18 protein-coding genes are annotated in these 17,522 nt (G+C 68.2%); 11 read left to right on the top strand and 7 right to left on the bottom strand.

What is annotated here, in order from left to right:
* The first annotated feature begins 41 nt into the window (after positions 1-41).
* From QNI11_RS02115 to QNI11_RS02090, 6 genes are all read left to right on the top strand, one after another.
* On the top strand, positions 42-1,244 hold the full coding sequence (locus tag QNI11_RS02115) for a metal ABC transporter permease (RefSeq protein WP_283982169.1): 1,203 nt from the start codon (positions 42-44) through the stop codon (positions 1,242-1,244).
* A 112-nt stretch (positions 1,245-1,356) separates the two neighbouring features.
* A complete protein-coding gene (locus QNI11_RS02110) occupies positions 1,357-2,262 on the top strand; it encodes a metal ABC transporter permease (RefSeq protein ID WP_283982168.1) in 906 nt (301 codons plus the stop codon).
* Positions 2,263-2,481: 219 nt separating this feature from the next.
* Positions 2,482-5,655 carry an error-prone DNA polymerase gene (locus QNI11_RS02105; RefSeq protein WP_283982167.1) on the top strand — a complete coding sequence of 1,058 codons (3,174 nt, stop codon included), beginning with the start codon at positions 2,482-2,484 and terminating at the stop codon, positions 5,653-5,655.
* Between the two features lie 64 nt (positions 5,656-5,719).
* Positions 5,720-6,637 (top strand): glutaminase, encoded by a 918-nt coding sequence (locus QNI11_RS02100; protein ID WP_283982166.1) that lies wholly within the window; start codon positions 5,720-5,722, stop codon positions 6,635-6,637.
* Positions 6,638-6,773: 136 nt separating this feature from the next.
* Complete coding sequence (locus tag QNI11_RS02095; RefSeq protein ID WP_100928094.1) at positions 6,774-7,130, top strand: antibiotic biosynthesis monooxygenase; 357 nt, start codon at positions 6,774-6,776, stop codon at positions 7,128-7,130.
* A gap of 79 nt (positions 7,131-7,209) precedes the next feature.
* Positions 7,210-7,545 carry a plastocyanin/azurin family copper-binding protein gene (locus QNI11_RS02090; protein ID WP_283982165.1) on the top strand — a complete coding sequence of 112 codons (336 nt, stop codon included), beginning with the start codon at positions 7,210-7,212 and terminating at the stop codon, positions 7,543-7,545.
* A gap of 81 nt (positions 7,546-7,626) precedes the next feature.
* On the opposite strand, the gene QNI11_RS02085 is transcribed toward QNI11_RS02090, so the two are convergent.
* From QNI11_RS02085 to uraH, 5 genes are all read right to left on the bottom strand, one after another.
* Positions 7,627-8,811 (bottom strand): amino acid aminotransferase, encoded by a 1,185-nt coding sequence (locus tag QNI11_RS02085; protein ID WP_283982164.1) that lies wholly within the window; start codon positions 8,809-8,811, stop codon positions 7,627-7,629.
* Positions 8,811-9,662 (bottom strand): 3-mercaptopyruvate sulfurtransferase, encoded by an 852-nt coding sequence (sseA, locus tag QNI11_RS02080; protein ID WP_100928097.1) that lies wholly within the window; start codon positions 9,660-9,662, stop codon positions 8,811-8,813. Before sseA ends, QNI11_RS02085 begins: the two co-directional genes overlap by 1 nt.
* 92 nt (positions 9,663-9,754) lie before the next feature.
* Complete coding sequence (locus tag QNI11_RS02075) at positions 9,755-10,039, bottom strand: hypothetical protein (protein ID WP_100928098.1); 285 nt, start codon at positions 10,037-10,039, stop codon at positions 9,755-9,757.
* A gap of 101 nt (positions 10,040-10,140) precedes the next feature.
* Positions 10,141-10,614 (bottom strand): SsrA-binding protein SmpB, encoded by a 474-nt coding sequence (smpB, locus tag QNI11_RS02070; RefSeq protein ID WP_100928099.1) that lies wholly within the window; start codon positions 10,612-10,614, stop codon positions 10,141-10,143.
* 384 nt (positions 10,615-10,998) lie between these two features.
* Positions 10,999-11,355, bottom strand: a complete 357-nt coding sequence (uraH, locus tag QNI11_RS02065; protein ID WP_100928100.1) for a hydroxyisourate hydrolase — start codon at positions 11,353-11,355, stop codon at positions 10,999-11,001.
* 81 nt (positions 11,356-11,436) lie between these two features.
* On the opposite strand from uraH, the gene puuE reads away from it, so the two are divergent.
* From puuE to QNI11_RS02050, 3 genes are read left to right on the top strand one after another with little or no spacing between them, the layout of a single operon-like run.
* On the top strand, positions 11,437-12,849 hold the full coding sequence (gene puuE, locus QNI11_RS02060) for an allantoinase PuuE (protein WP_283982163.1): 1,413 nt from the start codon (positions 11,437-11,439) through the stop codon (positions 12,847-12,849).
* Positions 12,846-13,679, top strand: coding sequence for a bifunctional allantoicase/(S)-ureidoglycine aminohydrolase (locus QNI11_RS02055; protein WP_283982162.1), 834 nt, complete (start codon positions 12,846-12,848; stop codon positions 13,677-13,679). The genes puuE and QNI11_RS02055 overlap by 4 nt, the downstream gene beginning before the upstream one ends.
* Positions 13,676-14,173, top strand: a complete 498-nt coding sequence (locus QNI11_RS02050; protein WP_283982161.1) for an ureidoglycolate lyase — start codon at positions 13,676-13,678, stop codon at positions 14,171-14,173. Before QNI11_RS02055 ends, QNI11_RS02050 begins: the two co-directional genes overlap by 4 nt.
* 155 nt (positions 14,174-14,328) lie before the next feature.
* On the opposite strand, the gene QNI11_RS02045 is transcribed toward QNI11_RS02050, so the two are convergent.
* Entirely contained in the window at positions 14,329-14,655 is a 327-nt protein-coding gene (locus QNI11_RS02045) for a hypothetical protein (RefSeq protein ID WP_283982160.1), read from the bottom strand.
* Positions 14,656-14,839: 184 nt separating this feature from the next.
* Here QNI11_RS02045 and QNI11_RS02040 point away from each other — a divergent pair, with 184 nt between their 5' ends.
* A complete protein-coding gene (locus QNI11_RS02040) occupies positions 14,840-15,076 on the top strand; it encodes a hypothetical protein (RefSeq protein ID WP_100928105.1) in 237 nt (78 codons plus the stop codon).
* Positions 15,077-15,083: 7 nt separating this feature from the next.
* The gene (locus QNI11_RS02035) at positions 15,084-15,788 is read left to right on the top strand and encodes a hypothetical protein (protein WP_283982159.1); all 705 of its coding nucleotides are present in this window, start codon (positions 15,084-15,086) and stop codon (positions 15,786-15,788) included.
* Between the two features lie 52 nt (positions 15,789-15,840).
* Here QNI11_RS02035 and QNI11_RS02030 read toward each other — a convergent pair whose 3' ends face one another.
* A complete protein-coding gene (locus QNI11_RS02030) occupies positions 15,841-17,433 on the bottom strand; it encodes a tryptophan halogenase family protein (RefSeq protein WP_283982158.1) in 1,593 nt (530 codons plus the stop codon).
* Positions 17,434-17,522 lie beyond the last annotated feature (89 nt).

Here is a 17,522-nt window from a genome sequence, read left to right as displayed (position 1 = left end):
CCCGCTTCCCCGACACTGCCCAAAGGACACGACCCCGCACCATGCTTCTCGACGCGCTGACCCTGCAACTCGGCTACAACGCGACGCTGGTCGCGCTCGGCGCCGCCGCGCTGGGGCTGGCGGCGGGCACCGTGGGTGCCTTCCTCTTCCTGCGACAGCGGGCGCTGGTCTCGGATGCGATCAGCCACGCGACCCTGCCCGGCCTTGCCTGCGCCTTCCTTCTGATGGTCGCCTTCGGCGGTGAGGGCCGCAATCTCGCCGGGCTGATGGCGGGCAGCGCCGTGTCGGCCTGGATCGGCCTGTGGCTCACGGCCTGGCTGACCCGCCGCACCCGCCTGTCCGAGGACGCGGCCATCGGCGCCGTGCTCTCGGTCTTCTTCGGGCTGGGGGTGGTGCTGCTGACCGTGATCCAGACCATGTCCGCCGGACGGCAGGCCGGGCTCGAAAGCTTCCTGCTCGGCTCGACCGCGGGCATGCTGCAAAGCGACGCGCTGCTGATCGCCGCCGGGGGCGCGCTGACGCTGGCCGCCACGCTGCTCCTGCGCCGCCCGCTCCTGATGATCGCCTTTGACGAAGGCTATGCCGCGCAGCGGGGCCTGAACGTGCCGGCCTTCGACATGGCGCTGATGACGCTGGTGATGGCGGTGACCGTGACCGGGCTGAAGATCGTCGGGCTGATCCTGATCGTCGCCCTGCTCATCATCCCGCCCGTCGCCGCCCGCTTCTGGACCGACCGCGCGCCGCATGTGGCGATGCTGTCCGGGCTGATCGGCGGCGCGTCGGGCTATGCCGGGGCGGCGCTGTCGGCCACCGCGCATCAACTGCCCACCGGGCCGATCATCGTGCTGACCTCCTTCGCCCTCTTCACCCTGTCGCTGATCGCCGCACCGGGGCGCGGGGTGCTGGCCACCGTGGTGCGTCACCGCCGCCTGCAACGCCGGGTCCACCTGCGGCAGGGGCTTCTGGCGCTCGCCCACGGCCAGCCGGTCTACGAAGACCTCACCCGCCGCATGCTCCGCGCCAACGGCCTGCTGCGCGCCGACGGCGTCCCCACCGAGAGGGGCCGCGCCCGCGCCGCGCAGGAGGCTCTGGACGAGGCCCGATGGCAGGCGCTGCGCCGCGCGCCCCACCTGTCCGAACTCGCCGCACGCGACGACGGCCTGACCCGGATCGAGGACATCCTGACCCGCGACCAGATCGCCACGCTCGACACGCGCCTTGGCCCGAAGGGAACAGTGGCATGACCGGTCTGTCCGATCCGATCCGCATCGCGAAGCCCGCACACGCCCCACAACCGGCGCAGCACACCCGCGCATCCCGCCGGGCGCCGCCCGCCCCAATCCCGGGAAGACCGGCATGAATCCCGAGTTCCTCGCCCTCTCCCTGCCGCCGATGCTGATCGGCACGCTGGCCGCGATGGCCTGCGCCCTGCCCGGCAACTTCCTGCTGCTGCGGCGGCAGGCGCTGATCGGCGACGCGATCTCGCACACCGTGCTGCCGGGAATCGTGGTCGCCTTCCTCGTGACCGGCACGATCGCCGCCGTGCCGATGATGCTTGGCGCGGCCGGGGCAGCACTTGTCGCGGTGGTCCTGATCGAGGCCGTCCGGCGGCTTGGCCGGGTGGAGCCCGGCGCGGCCATGGGCGTCGTCTTCACCGCGATGTTCGCCGGCGGCGTGCTGCTGCTTGAACAGACCGACACCGCGTCGGTGCACCTCGACGTGGAGCACGCGCTCTACGGCAACCTCGAAAGCCTGATCTGGCTCGACGGCTTTTCATGGAGCGCGCTGATTGATCCCGCCGCGCTCGCCACGCTGCCGCCGGAACTGGGCCGCATGGCCGCGGCGCTGGCCGTGGTCTCGGCCTCGACATGGCTGTTCTGGCGGCCGCTGAAACTCGCCACCTTCGACGAAGCCTTCGCCCGCACCCTCGGCCTGCCGGTGACGCTGATCTCGCTGGGCATCGTGACAATGGCGGCACTCGCGGCCGTGGCCGCCTTCGACGCCGTAGGCTCGATCATCGTGATCGCGATGTTCATCTGCCCCCCCGCCTGCGCCCGCCTGATGACCAACCGGCTGGAACGCCAGGTGGCCTGGTCCCTGGGCTTCGCCACGCTCTCGGCCGTCCTGGGGTATGTCCTGGCCGGGTATGGCCCGCTCTGGCTGGGCAGCTCTGCGTCGGTCTCCGCCGCCGGGATGATTGCCACGGTGTCGGGCGTACTGCTGGGGCTGACCGCGCTCTTCGGCCCCCACCGCACGAACTGAGCGGTTTCGGATCGGCTGACGCCGATCCGACCGGCGGGGGGCCTTGCCCCCCGCACCCCCCAAGGTACTTGCGCCAAGATGAAGGGGAAAGCGTTCCATGTCCTTCATCTTGGTCCAAATACCTGCTTTCTGGCCCCGGAGACCGGGTCCGGCAGGCTGAATGACAGGGCAGCGGGTATCGACTCCAAAAGGAACAAAACATGAACTAATCTGGCCGGCATGTTCGCCGAGCTCTGCATCACGTCCAACTTCAGCTTTCTCACCGGTGCCTCGCATCCGGAGGAGTACGTGGAACGTGCCGCCTTTCTCGGCATCGAGGCGATTGCCATATGCGACGAGAACTCCGTCGCGGGGATCGTGCGGGCCCACAGCGAGGCGAAGGAGATCGCCTACCAGATCCGCGAGCGGGAGGAGATCGTCGCCCGCGACGGGCTGATCGGTCCGCCCGCGCCGCCGGGGGTCCCAGCGCCGCCCCGGGCGCCGGTCGACATGGTGCCGCGGGTGATTCCCGGCGCGCGGCTGGTGTTCCGCGAGGGGATCGAGATGACGGTGCTGGTCACTTCCCGGCAGGGCTGGGCGGATCTCTGCCGGGTGATCTCCGTCGGGCGGCAGCGGGCCGAAAAGGGCCGTTGCGACCTTTCCCTGGCCGACCTGCCCCAGGACATGGGCGGGTGGGAAGCCATTCTCCACCCGCCACGCGTCACCGCGGTGACGGGCGGCGCGGGCGGGTGGCTGTCACAAGCGGAACAGCTGTCGCGCCGCCTTGCCCGGGCTTCCTCCGCCCCCTCCGGCGGTATGGACGTGGGCGCCGCGCCGCATGGCCCGGTCGCCCCGCCGGACGGCGCAGCCCTGTCGCCCGGGCGCCTGCACCTTGCGCTGGCGCCCCGCTACGACGGGCAGGATGCCCGCCGGTTCGACGCGCTGGCCCGGCTGGCGGCGCGGCTGGGCATCGACACCGTCGCCACCGCGCAGCCGATGATGCACCATGGCCGCCGCCGCCGCCTGGCCGATGTGCTGACCGCCATCCGCACCCGCCAGCGGGTCGACCGGCTGGGCCGTCACGCCCTGGCCAACGCGGAGCAGCGCCTGCGCTCCGGCGACGAGATGCGCCGCCTGCTCGGCCCCCACGCCGATGCCGTCACCCGCGCGGCAGAGCTGGCGCGGCGCTGCACCTTCGACATCGCCTCCCTGCGCTACGAATACCCCTCCGAGATCACCGGGAGCGAGACCGCCAGCCAGCGGCTCTCCCGCCTCGCGCACGAGGGGCTGGCCTGGCGTTACCCGCAGGGCGCCCCCGACAAGGCCCGTGCCCAGCTCGACCATGAACTCGCCCTCATCGCGAAGCTGAAGTACGAGCCCTATTTCCTCACCGTCCGCGACATCGTGGCCTTCGCCCGAGAACGCGGCATCCTCTGCCAGGGGCGCGGTTCGGCGGCCAATTCGATCACCTGCTACTGCCTCGGCGTGACCTCCGTCAGCCCCGAGATCGGCACCATGGTCTTCGAGCGATTCGTGTCGGAGGCCCGGGACGAGCCGCCCGACATCGACGTCGACTTCGAGCACGAGCGCCGCGAGGAGGTGATCCAGCACATCTACGAACGCTACGGCCGCCACCGCGCGGGCCTCTGCGCCACGGTCATCCATTACCGTGGCAAGCGCGCCATCCGCGAGGTCGGGCGCGCCATGGGCCTCAGCGAGGACACGCTGGGCGCGCTCTCCTCCCAGCTCTGGGGGTTCTTCTCCACCTCCGGGATGGAGGAGAAGCGGATGCGCGAGATCGGCCTCGATCCGACCGACCGCCGCCTGCAGCTGACGATGGAGCTGATCCACGAGATCATCGGCTTCCCGCGGCACCTCTCCCAGCACGTCGGCGGCTTCATCGTGACGGAGGGGCGGCTGGACGAACTGGTGCCGATCGAGAACGCCACGATGGAGGGGCGCACGGTGATCTGCTGGGACAAGGACGACATCGACGCGCTCGGCATCCTGAAGATCGACGTGCTCAGCCTCGGGATGCTGACCTGCATCCGCAAGGCCTTCGACCTGCTCAAGGCGCACCACGGCACCACGCACACGCTGGCCACCCTGCCACCCGAGGACCCGGAGGTCTACGACATGCTCTGCAAGGCCGACAGCCTCGGCGTCTTCCAGGTGGAAAGCCGGGCGCAGATGAACTTCCTGCCCCGGATGCGGCCGCGCAACTTCTACGACCTCGTGATCGAGGTGGCGATCATCCGGCCCGGCCCGATCCAGGGCGACATGGTCCACCCCTACATCCGCCGCCGCAACGGCGAGGAGCGGGTGAGCTTCCCCTCCGACGCGCTGGGGGAGGTGCTGGGCAAGACGCTGGGGGTGCCGCTGTTCCAGGAACAGGCGATGCAGATCGCGATCACCGGCGCGAACTTCACCCCGACAGAGGCCGACCGCCTGCGCCGGTCCCTCGCCACCTTCAAGAAGCACGGCTCGGTCAGCGAATTCCGCACGCGGTTCCTGAAGGGGATGCGCGACAACGGCTACGACGAGGAATTCGCCGAGCGCTGCTTCTCGCAGATCGAGGGGTTCGGGTCGTACGGCTTCCCCGAAAGCCACGCCGCCAGCTTCGCTCTGCTGGTCTATGCCTCGGCGTGGCTGAAGTGCCACCACCCCGCGGTCTTCGCCTGCGCGCTGCTGAACTCGCAGCCGATGGGGTTCTACGCCCCCGCGCAGATCGTGCGCGACGCCCGCGAACACGGCGTCACCGTGCGGCCCATCGACATCAACGCCAGCTACTGGGACAACGCGCTGGAACCCGACGGGCGGGGCGGGCTGGCGCTGCGGCTGGGCTTCCGCCAGATCAAGGGGCTGGGCGATGACGACGCCCAGTGGATCGCCCGCGCCCGCGGCAACGGCTACCGCACCGTGCGCGACGTCTGGCGGCGGGCGGGGCTGTCGCCGAAGGTGCTGGGCCGCCTCGCGGAGGCCGACGCCTTTGCGAGCATCGGGCTCAACCGCCGCGAGGCGCTGTGGGAGGCCCAGGCGCTGCACCGCGGCCCCGACCTGCCGCTCTTCGCCCGCGACATGGAGGGCGAGGCGATCCGCGAGGTCATGGCCGACCTGCCCCGCATGACCGAGGGCGAGGAGGTGGTGGAGGATTACGTCGCCATGCGCCTGTCGCTGCGCGCCCATCCCGTGGCGCTGCTCAGGCACATCCTGACGCCGCCCGACGGACGCCCGCCCGGCCCGATCTCCGGCCCCCTTTCCGGCCCCATCACCGGCCCGGCCAGGCCCGCTCCCGAACACTCCCGCGACGCGCGGGAACAACTGGCGGCGGCGCGCGGACGGCACCCGCGGGACCTGCCCTCTCCGGTCACGCGCACCTGGGAAAGCCGCAAGGGCCGGACCGAGGACCGCTAGCCCCGTTGACGCCACGGCCCCGGCGCGCTTGGCTGGGCAGGCCCCCGGCAAAGGACGGACCCACGTGACAGATGCCCTGAAGACATTCCTGACCGACCTCGACCTCGACATCCGCGCGCAGGGCGACTGGGGGCAGGTGGCCGACTACATCCCGGAGCTCGGGCGCATCGACCCCGCGCAGTTCGGCATCGCCGTGGCGCTCCCCGGGGGCGGGATGGTCTCTGCCGGGCAGGCGCGCCAGCGGTTCTCCATCCAGTCGGTGTCGAAGGTCTTCTCGCTCGCCTGCGTGCTCGGGCGGATCGGCGAACAGATCTGGACGCGGGTCGGGCGCGAACCCTCCGGCCAGCGCTTCGACTCGATCCTCGCGCTCGAGCACGAGAACGGCCGCCCGCGCAATCCCTTCATCAACGCCGGTGCGCTGGTCACCACCGACGAGCTGCTGACCGGCCGCGCGCCGAAGGAGACGCTGGCCGAGATCCTGGGCTTCCTGCGCGCCGCCGCCGAGGACGACGACATCCACATCGACAAGGCCGTCGCCCGGTCCGAGGCCGCGACCGGCCACCGCAATGCCGCCCTCGCGCACTACCTGAAATCCTGCGACAACCTGCGCAACCCGCCCGAGATCACGCTGGGCACCTACGTCCACCAGTGCGCGATCGAGATGACCTGCGAACAGCTCGCCCGCGCGGGCCGCGTCATCGCGCAACTGCCCGGCGCGCCGCGGATGCTGACCCCGCTCAAGGCGCGGCGGATCAGCGCCCTGATGATGATGTGCGGCCACTACGACGGATCGGGCGACTTCGCCTTCCGCGTGGGCCTGCCCGCCAAGTCCGGCGTCGGCGGGGGCATTCTGCTGATCGCACCGGGCCAGGCCTCCATCGCGATCTGGTCGCCCGGCCTCGACGGCTACGGCAATTCGAGGATGGGCAGCCACGCCGCCGAACGGCTGGCGCACCACATGGGCTGGTCGGTCTTCGGCTAGGCCTCGAACCTCCGGGCGGCTGGCCTGTCTTCGGCAGGGCCGCCCCCCCCTGCCGTTTAGCACAGCCCCGCAAGTTCACCTTGCGCGCAGAGCGAACCTTCCTGACACTGGGCGCGACATCGCACGGGACAGACCAATGATCGCCATCATCTTCGAAGTGACCCCCGCCGAGGGCAAGAAGGACGCCTACCTCGACATCGCCGCCTCCATGCGGCCGCTCGTCGAACAGGTCGAAGGCTTCATCTCGGTCGAACGCTTCCAGTCGCTGACCAACCCCGAAAAGCTCCTGTCGATCAGCTTCTTCGAGGACGAGGCCGCGGTCGAACGCTGGCGCCAGCTGGAAAAGCACCGCGCCGCGCAATCCGCCGGGCGCAAGGGCATCTTTGCCGACTACCGCCTGCGCGTGGCGCATGTGCTGCGCGACTACGGCATGACCGAACGCGCCGAGGCGCCCGTGGACAGCAAGGCCGCGCACGACCACACGGCTGCGTGATCGCGCATGAAATGTGTGGCGGGCGGCAGGGAGCCGTGTGAACTGGAGATGCATTTTCGCATTTCAAAGGACTTTTCACATGACCACGTTTGACCGCCGTGCCGTGCTCCGCATCGGGGCCGGCCTCACCCTTCTGCCCGTCTCCGCGCTGACTGCGAGCGCCGCCAGCCACAGCGGCGCCGCCGTCACCATGTCGGGCATGGCCTTCGCGCCCGCCGCCCTGACGGTCAAGGCCGGGACCACCGTCACCTTCATGAACGAGGACGGCGCCCCGCACACCGCCACCGGCGACGGCTGGGACACCGGCCGCCTGAACCGGGGCGACAGCAAGGACGTCACCTTCGACACCGCCGGCACCTTCGCCTACGTCTGCGCGATCCATCCCTCGATGAAGGGCACGATCACCGTCGAATGACGGGCCGGGCCCTGCGCCGAAAACGACACGGGGGGCGCGGCATATGCCGGCCCCCCGCTTTCGTTCGCCAATGAAGGCCCGTCAGACCCCGGCGGCCACCATCGCCTCGGCGAGGACCGGCACGGTCCTGGCGTTCAGGCCCGCCACGTTGATCCGCGAATCGCCGACCATGTAGACACCGTGCGACTGGCGCATCGCCTCCACCTGCTCCGGCGTGGCGCCGAGGCGCGAGAACATGCCGCGGTGCTGCGCGATGAAGCCGAAGCGGTCCGACCCGGTCAGCCGCTGCAGTTCGGCGGCCAGCTGTTCGCGCAGGCCCAGGACGCCCTCGCGGATCTCGCGCACTTCCTCTTCCCAGTCGGCCCGCAGCGCCGGATCGTCCAGCACCATCGTCACCAGCCGCGCCCCGTGGTCCGGCGGGAACGAGAAGTTCTGCCGGTTGAGGTGGTTCAGCATCCCCTGGTTGGCCTTCTGCCGCACCGGGTCCTGCGCCACGGCCATCAACAGGCCGGTGCGTTCGCGGTAGACCCCGAAGTTCTTGGAGCACGAGGCCGCCACCAGCACCTCGGGCATCTGCGACACGACCATGCGCAGGCCGGCCGCGTCCTCGTCCAGACCGTCACCGAAACCCTGGTAGGCGATGTCGATCATCGGGGTCGCGCCGTTCTTCAGCAGCAGGTCGATGACCTCCTGCCACTGGGTCGCGTTCAGGTTCGCGCCGGTCGGGTTGTGGCAGCAGCCGTGCAGCAGCACCACGTCGCCCACCCGCGCATCGGCGAGGTCTTCCATCATGCCGGCGAAATCCACCGCCCGGGTCTCGGAATCGAAATACCGGTAGGGCTGCATGTGCATCTCGAGATGCTTCAGCATGGTGATGTGGTTCGGCCAGGACGGATCGCTGACGAAGACCCGCGCCTCGCGGTCCGCCATCCGGATCATGTCGAAGCCCTGACGCACCGCACCCGTGCCGCCCGGCGTCGCCGCCGCCGCCACGCAGTTGCGCGGCACCGCGTCGCCCATCAGCAGGCCGAACATCGCGTCGGCAAAGCCCACGTCACCGGCCAGCCCGGTGTAGGACTTCGTGGTCTCGGTCTCCCAAAGCTGCTTCTCGGCGGTCTTGATCGCGCGCATGATCGGCGTGCGCCCCTCGGCGTCCTTGTAGACGCCGACGCCCAGGTCGATCTTCTGCTCGCGCGGGTCCTCGCGGAACGCCTGCATCAGCATCAGGATCTTGTCTGCGGGTTGCTCTTTCAGCAGTTCGAACATCACTTCTCTCCGGTCGCGACGGGCAGCGTCGGAAAGGCACCCCATTCCGCCCACGACCCGTCATAAAGCGCATGGTCGCTCTTCCCGAGCACCTCCAGCGCAAGGTTCACAATCGCCGCCGTCACGCCTGATCCGCAGGAGGTGATGACCGGCTTCGACAGGTCGACGCCTGCCGCCTCGAACACCGCGCGCAGCGCGTCGGGGTCCTTCATCGTGCCGTCGGACGTCAGCAGGGTGGCATAATGCACGTTCTTCGAGCCCGGAATATGGCCGGACCGCAGACCGGCGCGCGGCTCTGCCGCCTCGCCGCGGAAACGGGCCGGGCCGCGGGCATCGACGATCTCGTGGTCCTTCAGCTTTGCCGCCGCGCTGACCTGCGTCACGTCGCGCACCAGATGGGCCTGGCGGCGCACCGTCATGTGGCGGTCGCGGATCACCGGCGGCAGGTCCTCGACCTCGCGGCCCTCGGCCTGCCACTTCGGGAAACCGCCGTCCAGCACCGCGATGTCGTCCTTGCCCATCAGCTTGAACAGCCACCAGACCCGCGCCGCGGAAAACAGCCCGGCGCCGTCGTAGACCACCACCTGGTGCCCGTCGCCAACGCCCATGGCCCGCATCCGCGACATGAACTTCTCCGGCTCCGGCGCCATGTGCGGCAGCTCCGAACGCGCATCCGAAACCTCGTCGATGTCGAAGTAGCGCGCGCCGGGGATATGCGCGGCGGCGTATTCGGCCTTACCGTCGCGGCCCATGTCCGGCAGATACCAGCTGGCGTCGAGGACCCTCAGGTCGGGATCGTTCAGATGCCGGGCCAGCCATTCCGTCGACACCAGCACTTTCGGATCGTCCATGGCTTGCGCGCCTCCTCGCCCCGCCGTTTTCGTCCACACGTGCTTAGGCAAGCCCGCGACGTCATGCAAGCGGCTGGGCGCCGCGGCGCGCATTACTTCTGGTTTTCCTTCTTCGCGGCATTGCGCACCGCCCCCGCAACGGCCACCAGCACCGCGCCCCCTGCCAATCCGCCAGAGCTCTGGCCCAGCACCATCGCAAGATCCACGCCGCCGCTGTCCTCCGGCGCGCCGATGCGGTTCAGGACAGAGCTGCCCAGCGCACCGCCGAGCAATCCGAACCATCCGTCCGGCCATCGCCCGAAACTGAGATGCCCGGCCCTGAGCCCAAGCAGAATCCCACCCAGAACCCCCGCAAACAAACCGATCAAGAGCGCCATACGATCCATCCTGACACGTTATGTTCAGGTTTACGTAAAGCGATCCAATGTCAGTTTAAGGAAAAAGCACAAAAGTTGACGTTTGGTCATCCGGCGTCAGGTCAGCCCTGCTTCAGCAGCCGCTGCTTCTGGCGGTTCCAGTCGCGTTTCGCCTCGGTCTCGCGCTTGTCGACGGTCTTCTTGCCCTTGGCGATGCCGATCTTGATCTTCGCGATACCCTTGTGGTTGAAATACAGGACCAGCGGCACAAGCGTCATGCCCTTGCGCTGGGTCTCGTTCCACAGGCGCGCCAGTTCCCGCTTCGACGCCAAGAGCTTGCGCCGCCGCCGCTCCTCGTGCCCGAACATCGCGCGTTCGTAGGGCGCGATGTAGGAGTTCACCAGCCACAGTTCGCCCTCCTCCACCGCGGCATAGCTCTCCGCGATGTTGGAGGTGTTCTCGCGCAGCGACTTCACCTCCGAGCCGGTCAGCATGATGCCGCACTCGAGGTCGTCCTCGATGGCATAATCGTACCGCGCCCGCCGGTTCTCGGCGATCACCTTGTAGTTCGGACTCTGGTCGGGTTTCTTGGCCATGGGCGTTGTAGATAGGCGTCCGAGCGGCCGCTGTCCAGTTGCGTGATGCGCGCCTCGCCATGGCCTCTCCACCCCGGACTGGCCGGTGCGCCCATGCGCCGGGGTATGGTCTTTGTCCCGGCGTTCCGCGCCAGACCATCGGACAGGAAAATCCGCGTCGTTAACCACACATCGCCGTGATCCGGGGCAAAAGGTTACCAACCGGCCGGTTCGGCACCCCGAAACGGCCGGTTGGTCGGTAACGGAACTTCATCTTTGTGAAGATCGGGTGAAATCCTTGCGGAACGCCCGCGCCGGGGTCCCAGATGTGGGGAGCGCGCGCTCCGTCAACCCGCGCGCGCGCTGCATGAACCTTAACGGATCTTCACACCCGACTCGGGGCCCTCAGCTCCCCCGGTAGGTCGAGAAGGCGAAGGGCGAGATCAGCAGCGGGACGTGGTAATGCGTGTCCTCCGACATGCCGAAACGGATCGGCACCTCGTCCAGAAACAGCGGTTCCGCCCCTGCCTGCCCGGTGGCGCGCAGATAGGCACCGGCTTCGAAAACCAGTTCGTAGGTGCCGGTGCGGAAATCCTCCTTGGGCAGGATGTGACTGTCGGTGCGTCCGTCGTCATTGGTCACGACACGGCAGATCTCGTGGCGCTCCTTGCCCTCGATACGATATAGGGTGATCGCGACGCCCTTGGCGGGCAGCCCGCGCGCCGTGTCCAGAACGTGGGTTGTCAGGAACCCTTCGGCCATATCTCGGACCCTCCTCTTGCAAATCTCGCCGGTTTGGCGCTTCTGAGGGGGACTGCAAGACATTCCGAAGGTCCCGTCAAGATGACCCGCTACACCCGAGACATGATCGGCTACGGCCCCGACCGCCCCGACGCCCGCTGGCCGGGCGGTGCGAAGATCGCTGTGCAATTCGTCCTGAACTACGAAGAAGGCGGCGAAAACAACGTCTTGCATGGCGACGGAGGGTCCGAAGGCTTCCTCTCCGACATCCCCGGCGCACAGCCTTGGCCGGGCATGCGGCACTGGAACATGGAGACGATCTACGAATACGGATCGCGCGCCGGCTTCTGGCGGCTGCACAGGCTTTTTACCCAGCGAAATCTGCCGCTTACCATCTACGGCGTGGCCTCTGCCCTCGCCCGCTCGCCCGAGCAGGTGGAGGCGATGAAGGACGCCGGATGGGAGATCGCCTCGCACGGGCTGAAGTGGATCGAACACCGCGACATGCCCGCCGAGGAAGAGCGCGCCCAGATCGCCGAAGCCATCCGCCTGCACACCGAAGTCACCGGCGAGGCGCCGCAGGGCTGGTACACCGGGCGCTGCTCCATGAACACCGTCGACCTTGTCGCCGAGACCGGGCAATTCGCTTATATTTCAGACACCTACGATGACGATCTGCCCTACTGGAAACAGGTCCACGGGCGCGACCAGCTGATCATTCCCTACACGCTCGAAGCCAACGACATGCGGTTCGCGGGCGCGCCGGGCTGGGTCACCGGCCACGATTTCGAGGAATACCTGACCGACGCCTTCAACGTGCTGCGCGCCGAGGGCCACGCCGGCAAGCCCGCGATGATGAGCATCGGCCTGCACTGCCGCCTGATCGGGCGCCCGGGCAAGATCGCCGGTCTGATGCGCTTCCTCGACCACATCCAGCAGTTCGACGACGTTTGGGTCCCCCGCCGCATCGACATCGCGCGCCACTGGGCCGAGACCCATCCGCCGGTCCACCGTCCGCGCCCATCACAGATGGACCGCGAGACCTTCGTCGGCACCTTCGGTGGAATTTACGAACATTCCCCGTGGGTTGCCGAACGCGCCTTCGACATGGAGCTGGGGGCGGCCCACGACCGTCCGGCAGGTCTGGCGAACGCGCTGGCCCGGGCCTTCCGCCGTGCCACGCCCGAGGAACGCCTGCAGGTGCTGCGCGCCCACCCCGACCTCGCCGGCAAGCTGGCACAGGCCCGCCGCCTGACCGCCGAAAGCTCGGAGGAGCAGGCCTCGGCCGGGCTCGACGCGCTGACCGACGAAGAACGCAGCACCTTCGAGGCGCTGAACACCGCGTATACGGAAAAACAAGGGTTTCCGTTCATCATCGCGGTCAAGGACAACAGCAAGCAAAGCATTCTCGCCGCCTTCCAGCGCCGCATCGACAACACTCATGAACAGGAGTTTGACGAAGCGTGCCGCCAGGTCGAACGCATTGCCCGCCTCCGGCTGGAGAGCCTGATTTGACCACCTACGCCTTCCCTCCCGGCGGGTTGCCGGGGCAGAACATCAACCCGCAGGGCACCGCCGTCTTCACCGAAGCCTACGCGGTGATCCCCGCCGTCACGCAACGCGACATCACCACCAGCTTCCTGCCGGACTGGCTTCTGGCGAAGGTCTGGATCCTTGCCCGTCCGCTGACCGGCTTTGCCGAGACCTTCGCGCAGTATGCCGTGGAACTGGCACCGGGCGGCGGCTCTGCCGATCCCGAACCCGACAGGGAGGCGCAGGCCGCGATCTTTGTCGCCTTCGGCACGCTGCGCATCTCCATCGGCGGCGCGCGGGAGGACCTGCAACCGGGTCACTTCGCCTACATTCCCGCAGGCGCGCATTGGGAGATCTGGAACACCTCCGACGCACCGGCGGGGTTCCACTGGATCCGCAAGCGCCACCAGAACGTGCCGAGCCTCAACCCGCTGACCCCCTTCGTCGTCCACGAGACGGAGATCAGCAAGGCGGCGATGCCCGATGCCGTGGGCGTGTGGGAAACGCAGCGCTTCTTCGATCCCTTCGACCTGCGCTACGACTTCCACGTCAACATCGTGAACTTCTGTCCCGGCGGGCGCATCCCCTTTGCCGAGACCCACGTGATGGAACACGGGCTCTACGTCCTTCAGGGCACCGCCCGCTACCTCCTGAACCGCGACTGGGTTGAGGTCGGGCCGGGCGATTTCATGTGGCTGCGCGCCTTCTGCCCACAGGCCTGCGTCGCCACCGGCAAGGAACCGTTCCGCTACCTGCTCTACAAGGACGTGAACCGCCACGTCAGCCTCACCCTGCCCGGAGCACGGCCATGACCCTGGCGACCATCCACGCACAGCCGCTGACCTCCCAGGCCTTCGCCCCTTTCGGCGACGTACTGGAGGCGCAGGGCGCGCCGGACAAGGTCATCAACCAGGGCAACTGCGGCCGCTTCCACGACCGCGCCGCGCTGGACTTCGGCCCCGGGGGACGGGCCGGCGTCTCGGTCTTCGACGCCGAACCGCGCACTCTGCCCTACAAGCTGGAGATGGTGGAACGTCACCCGGAAGGTTCGCAGGCCTTCCTGCCGATGCACAGCCATCCCTGGCTGGTGATCGTGGCAGAGGCCGGGGATGTGCCGGGACAGATCCACGCCTTCCTCGCCTCTGCCGGGCAGGGCGTGAACTTTCACCGCGGCACGTGGCATGGCGTCCTCACGCCGCTGCACGCGCCCGGCCTCTTCGCCGTGGTGGACCGCATTGGCGAGACGCCGAACCTTCAGGAACACTGGCTGGACCAGCCCGTCCTGATTGCCCCCGCCCCCATGTGACACCACGCGAAAAAGGGCCCCGCGAAGGGCCCTTTTCCAGGGGGTGCGACCTGCGCACCCCGTGCCCCCCGGGACAGGATGGGGGGACTGCCCGACAACGGAGCCTCGCGGTCGAGAGGGGATCGCGCCCCGCGCGAAGCTCCGGCCATTCAGGATCAGTGACGGTGGTGGCGGCGGTCCCAGTACTGGCGACCACCGTTGCGATGCTGGTAATAACGGTGATGGCGGCTCGGCCCGCGGTCGTAGCGGCCATCGCGATGACCGCGATCGTAACGTGGCGAGCGGTCGGTCTGGATGTAGGCGCGCGGCTTGTGGCCCTTGTTGTTCTGCTTGGCCAACTCGTTGAGGAGGAGCAGCGTCGCCGCCGTTCCGAACAGCACTTTGGCACCGTCGTTGTTGCGCGCGGCAGCGGGGGTGGCGGTGGAGAGGGCGGCGATCAGCGCACCGACGGCGACGATGGAGGTCACGAATTTCAGACGCATTGGAAAATTCCTTTCTTCGCATGGCAAGGTGGGTGTGGCGCCCCCGGGGCGGGGAAACCTCGTACAGCCACGCTGCCCGCCCCCTGCCGGGCCGCGCAATAACGCCGCGCCGCTATCGGATAACCGCCCGCCCAGACCCTTGTGGTTATTGAATTTCCCCGGGACCGGGCGCAGGGTGACAGGCATGAAACGCATCCTCGCCCCGGCCCTTGCGGCCATAGCCCTCCTCACGCCCGCTCTGGCCTCTGCCGCCTGTTCGGTGGAATACAAGGCAAAGCAGGACGACCCCCTGCGGCTTGACCATGGTACGATCGTCATTGACGCCTGCGAGTCTGACGCGCAGGTCGAACGCGAGGTCCGCACCCGGCTTGCCGCACAGGGGTGGATCCTGCTCAAGATCCTTGGAACCACCTCCGGATAAAGCCACGATGCCGCCTCTTGCCGTCTCCGTTTCCGAAAGCCTGCGTTCCGGCAGCCGCCTCGTCTCTCTGGGCATCGCGGCCATCGTCGCGATCCTGGCCGTGACGGGCGCGCTGCTGATCCTCACCCTGCCCGACGCCAACGCCTTCAACGCGCGGGTGGAGCGGATCTTCGTCGAGAACGACTCACTGACCAGCGAGGGCGAGATCAAGCTGCTGGAGATCCTGGCACAGTCGGGCACGGCCTTTTCCGACGTGCTGGCCAGCTACCGCACGATCATCTTCGTCCTCTTGATCTTCGCCACGGCGCTCCTGGTCGCGGCGCTCGTGTTCCTCGTGATGCTGGTCACGCTCAACCGCCGCATGGCGCAGATCGAACGGTCGGGGATCGAGGTCTCGTCGCTCATCATCTCGCGCGAGGAGCGGACGGTCTACCTCAACACCATGGGCTTCAAGCTGACCGACGCGATGATGGAGACGCTCTCCGTCCTTGCGGAGGCGCGGCTCGACGACGAGATGCTCACCGGCGCGCAGATCGAGGCGGTGATCTCCGGCAAGTCGGAGGCCGACTGCGAGGAAGCCGCCGGCGCCACCCGCATCAAGCGGCTGCGCGACGGGCTGGGCAACCAGATCGTGTCGGAACTGCTGGTCAAGAACATCGCACGCCGCGGTTACGTCCTCGCCATCGACAAGGGCGTGATCGAGATGGTCTGACCGGGCGCAACCCGATGTAGGGCGGGGCTTTGCGCCGCCCCCTTCGGGACAGTCAGAACAGCACGGCCTCGTCGGCCACCACCCCCAGCGTCTGCCGCGTCACCGCGCCGTCCTTCGCCTCTCCGCGCAGCACCCGCAGCGCGCGGCGGTGATCGGCCTTCACCTTCACGACCGCCATGTTCCGCGCCGCACTGTCGCGCAGGAACCCTTTCCAGCGTTTCTCGGACAGGGCGAAGGAACGGTTCAAGCGCGTCGCGCCCCAGCCGTTCTCGTAGACCCGCTTGCCCAGAAGCACCGCCTGGAAGGTGTTGTGATCGAAGAGGTTCGCCCGGCCGATGTCCATTTCCACCGGCAGCTGCCGCTGCCAGAGGTCCAGCCAGCCCTCCAGCCGGTCCGAGATCTTCAGCCCGCGCGCATCGCACCAGTAGTCCGTGTCCGTCCGGTTGCCGAGCCGGTAGTGCAGGCAGATGAAATCGCGCACCTCGTTGTACATCTCGTCGGCGCAGCGGTTGTAGGCGGCGCGCGTCGATTCCTCGTAATCCTGGCTGGGGAAGTACTGCAGCAGCCAGCGGATCCCCATGTCGATCATGTGGATCGCGGTCGATTCCAACGGCTCGATAAAGCCACCCGAAAGCCCCAGTGCGATGCAGTTCTTCACCCAGGCCCGCCGCATCCGCCCGATGCGCATCGGGATCACCCGCGGCTCTGCCCCCTTCGGCGCGCGGTCGCCAAGATGCGCCAGGAACTCGTCCCGGGCGGCGTCATCCGTCCGGTGCGCGCTGGAATAGACATAGCCCGTCCCGATCCGGTGGTAGAGCGGCACGGCCCAGCTCCAACCGGCGCCAAGCGCGGTGGAGGACGTGGCTGCAGGCAGCTTTTCCGGGTCCGGATGCGGGATCGGCAGCGCCATGGCCCGGTCGTTGGCGAGGTAGTCGGAGTAGTTCTCGAACGGCTCCCCCAGCGCCTCGCGGATCACCAGCCCCTTGAAGCCGGTGCAGTCGATGACAAGCTGCACGGGCCGCCGCCCCGTCTGCCGCAGCTTCAGCGCCGCGACATGGCCCGTGTCATCCAGTTCGACCCCGTCCACGTCGTCCAGCACATGCTCTACCCCGCGCGCCACGCCGACCTCCGCCAGCATCTTCGCAAAGGCGCCCGCGTCGAGGTGATAGGCGTAGCCCGCGCGCGGCATCGGGTCGTTCGCCGCGTTGAACGACAGCGGGCCCTTGCCCGCGTCGAGCAGGTCCATCAGCGGCGAAAACGACTGGATGTAATCCCGCTTGCCCGCGCCGAACGCCTGGAAGTAATGACCGACCTCGACCCCGTCGATCTTCGGCGGCGGCGCAAAGGGGTTCATGTAGTCGAAGGGCCGCCCCTTGTGATCGACGTTCCAGCCGCGGAACATCACGCCCATCTTGAAGGACGTGTTGCAGCGCCGGAAGAACTCCTTGTCGTCGATGCCCATTTCGCGCAGCGTCACCGGCATGTGCGGGACAGTCGCCTCGCCCACGCCGACGGTCGGCACGTTGGGCGATTCGATCAGTGTGATCGCGATCTTCGGCGCGCACTTGCTGCGCAGGTAGGTTGCTGCCAGCCAACCGGCCGTGCCGCCCCCGACAACAGTGATCGATGTGACCGGCTCCGCCATGCTGTGCATCCCGCAGATGTTATGTGGAGCGACAGAATACAGCCGCTGGGGCCCCGCGCCAGCACGAGTGGGCACATCCGCAGCGCGCG

Origin of the sequence: Sagittula sp. MA-2 (assembly GCF_030126985.1) — a bacterium.
Classification (GTDB): domain Bacteria; phylum Pseudomonadota; class Alphaproteobacteria; order Rhodobacterales; family Rhodobacteraceae; genus Sagittula.
The sequence above is the reverse complement of the archived record's forward strand: the minus strand, read 5'-3'. Positions and strand labels throughout refer to the sequence as shown.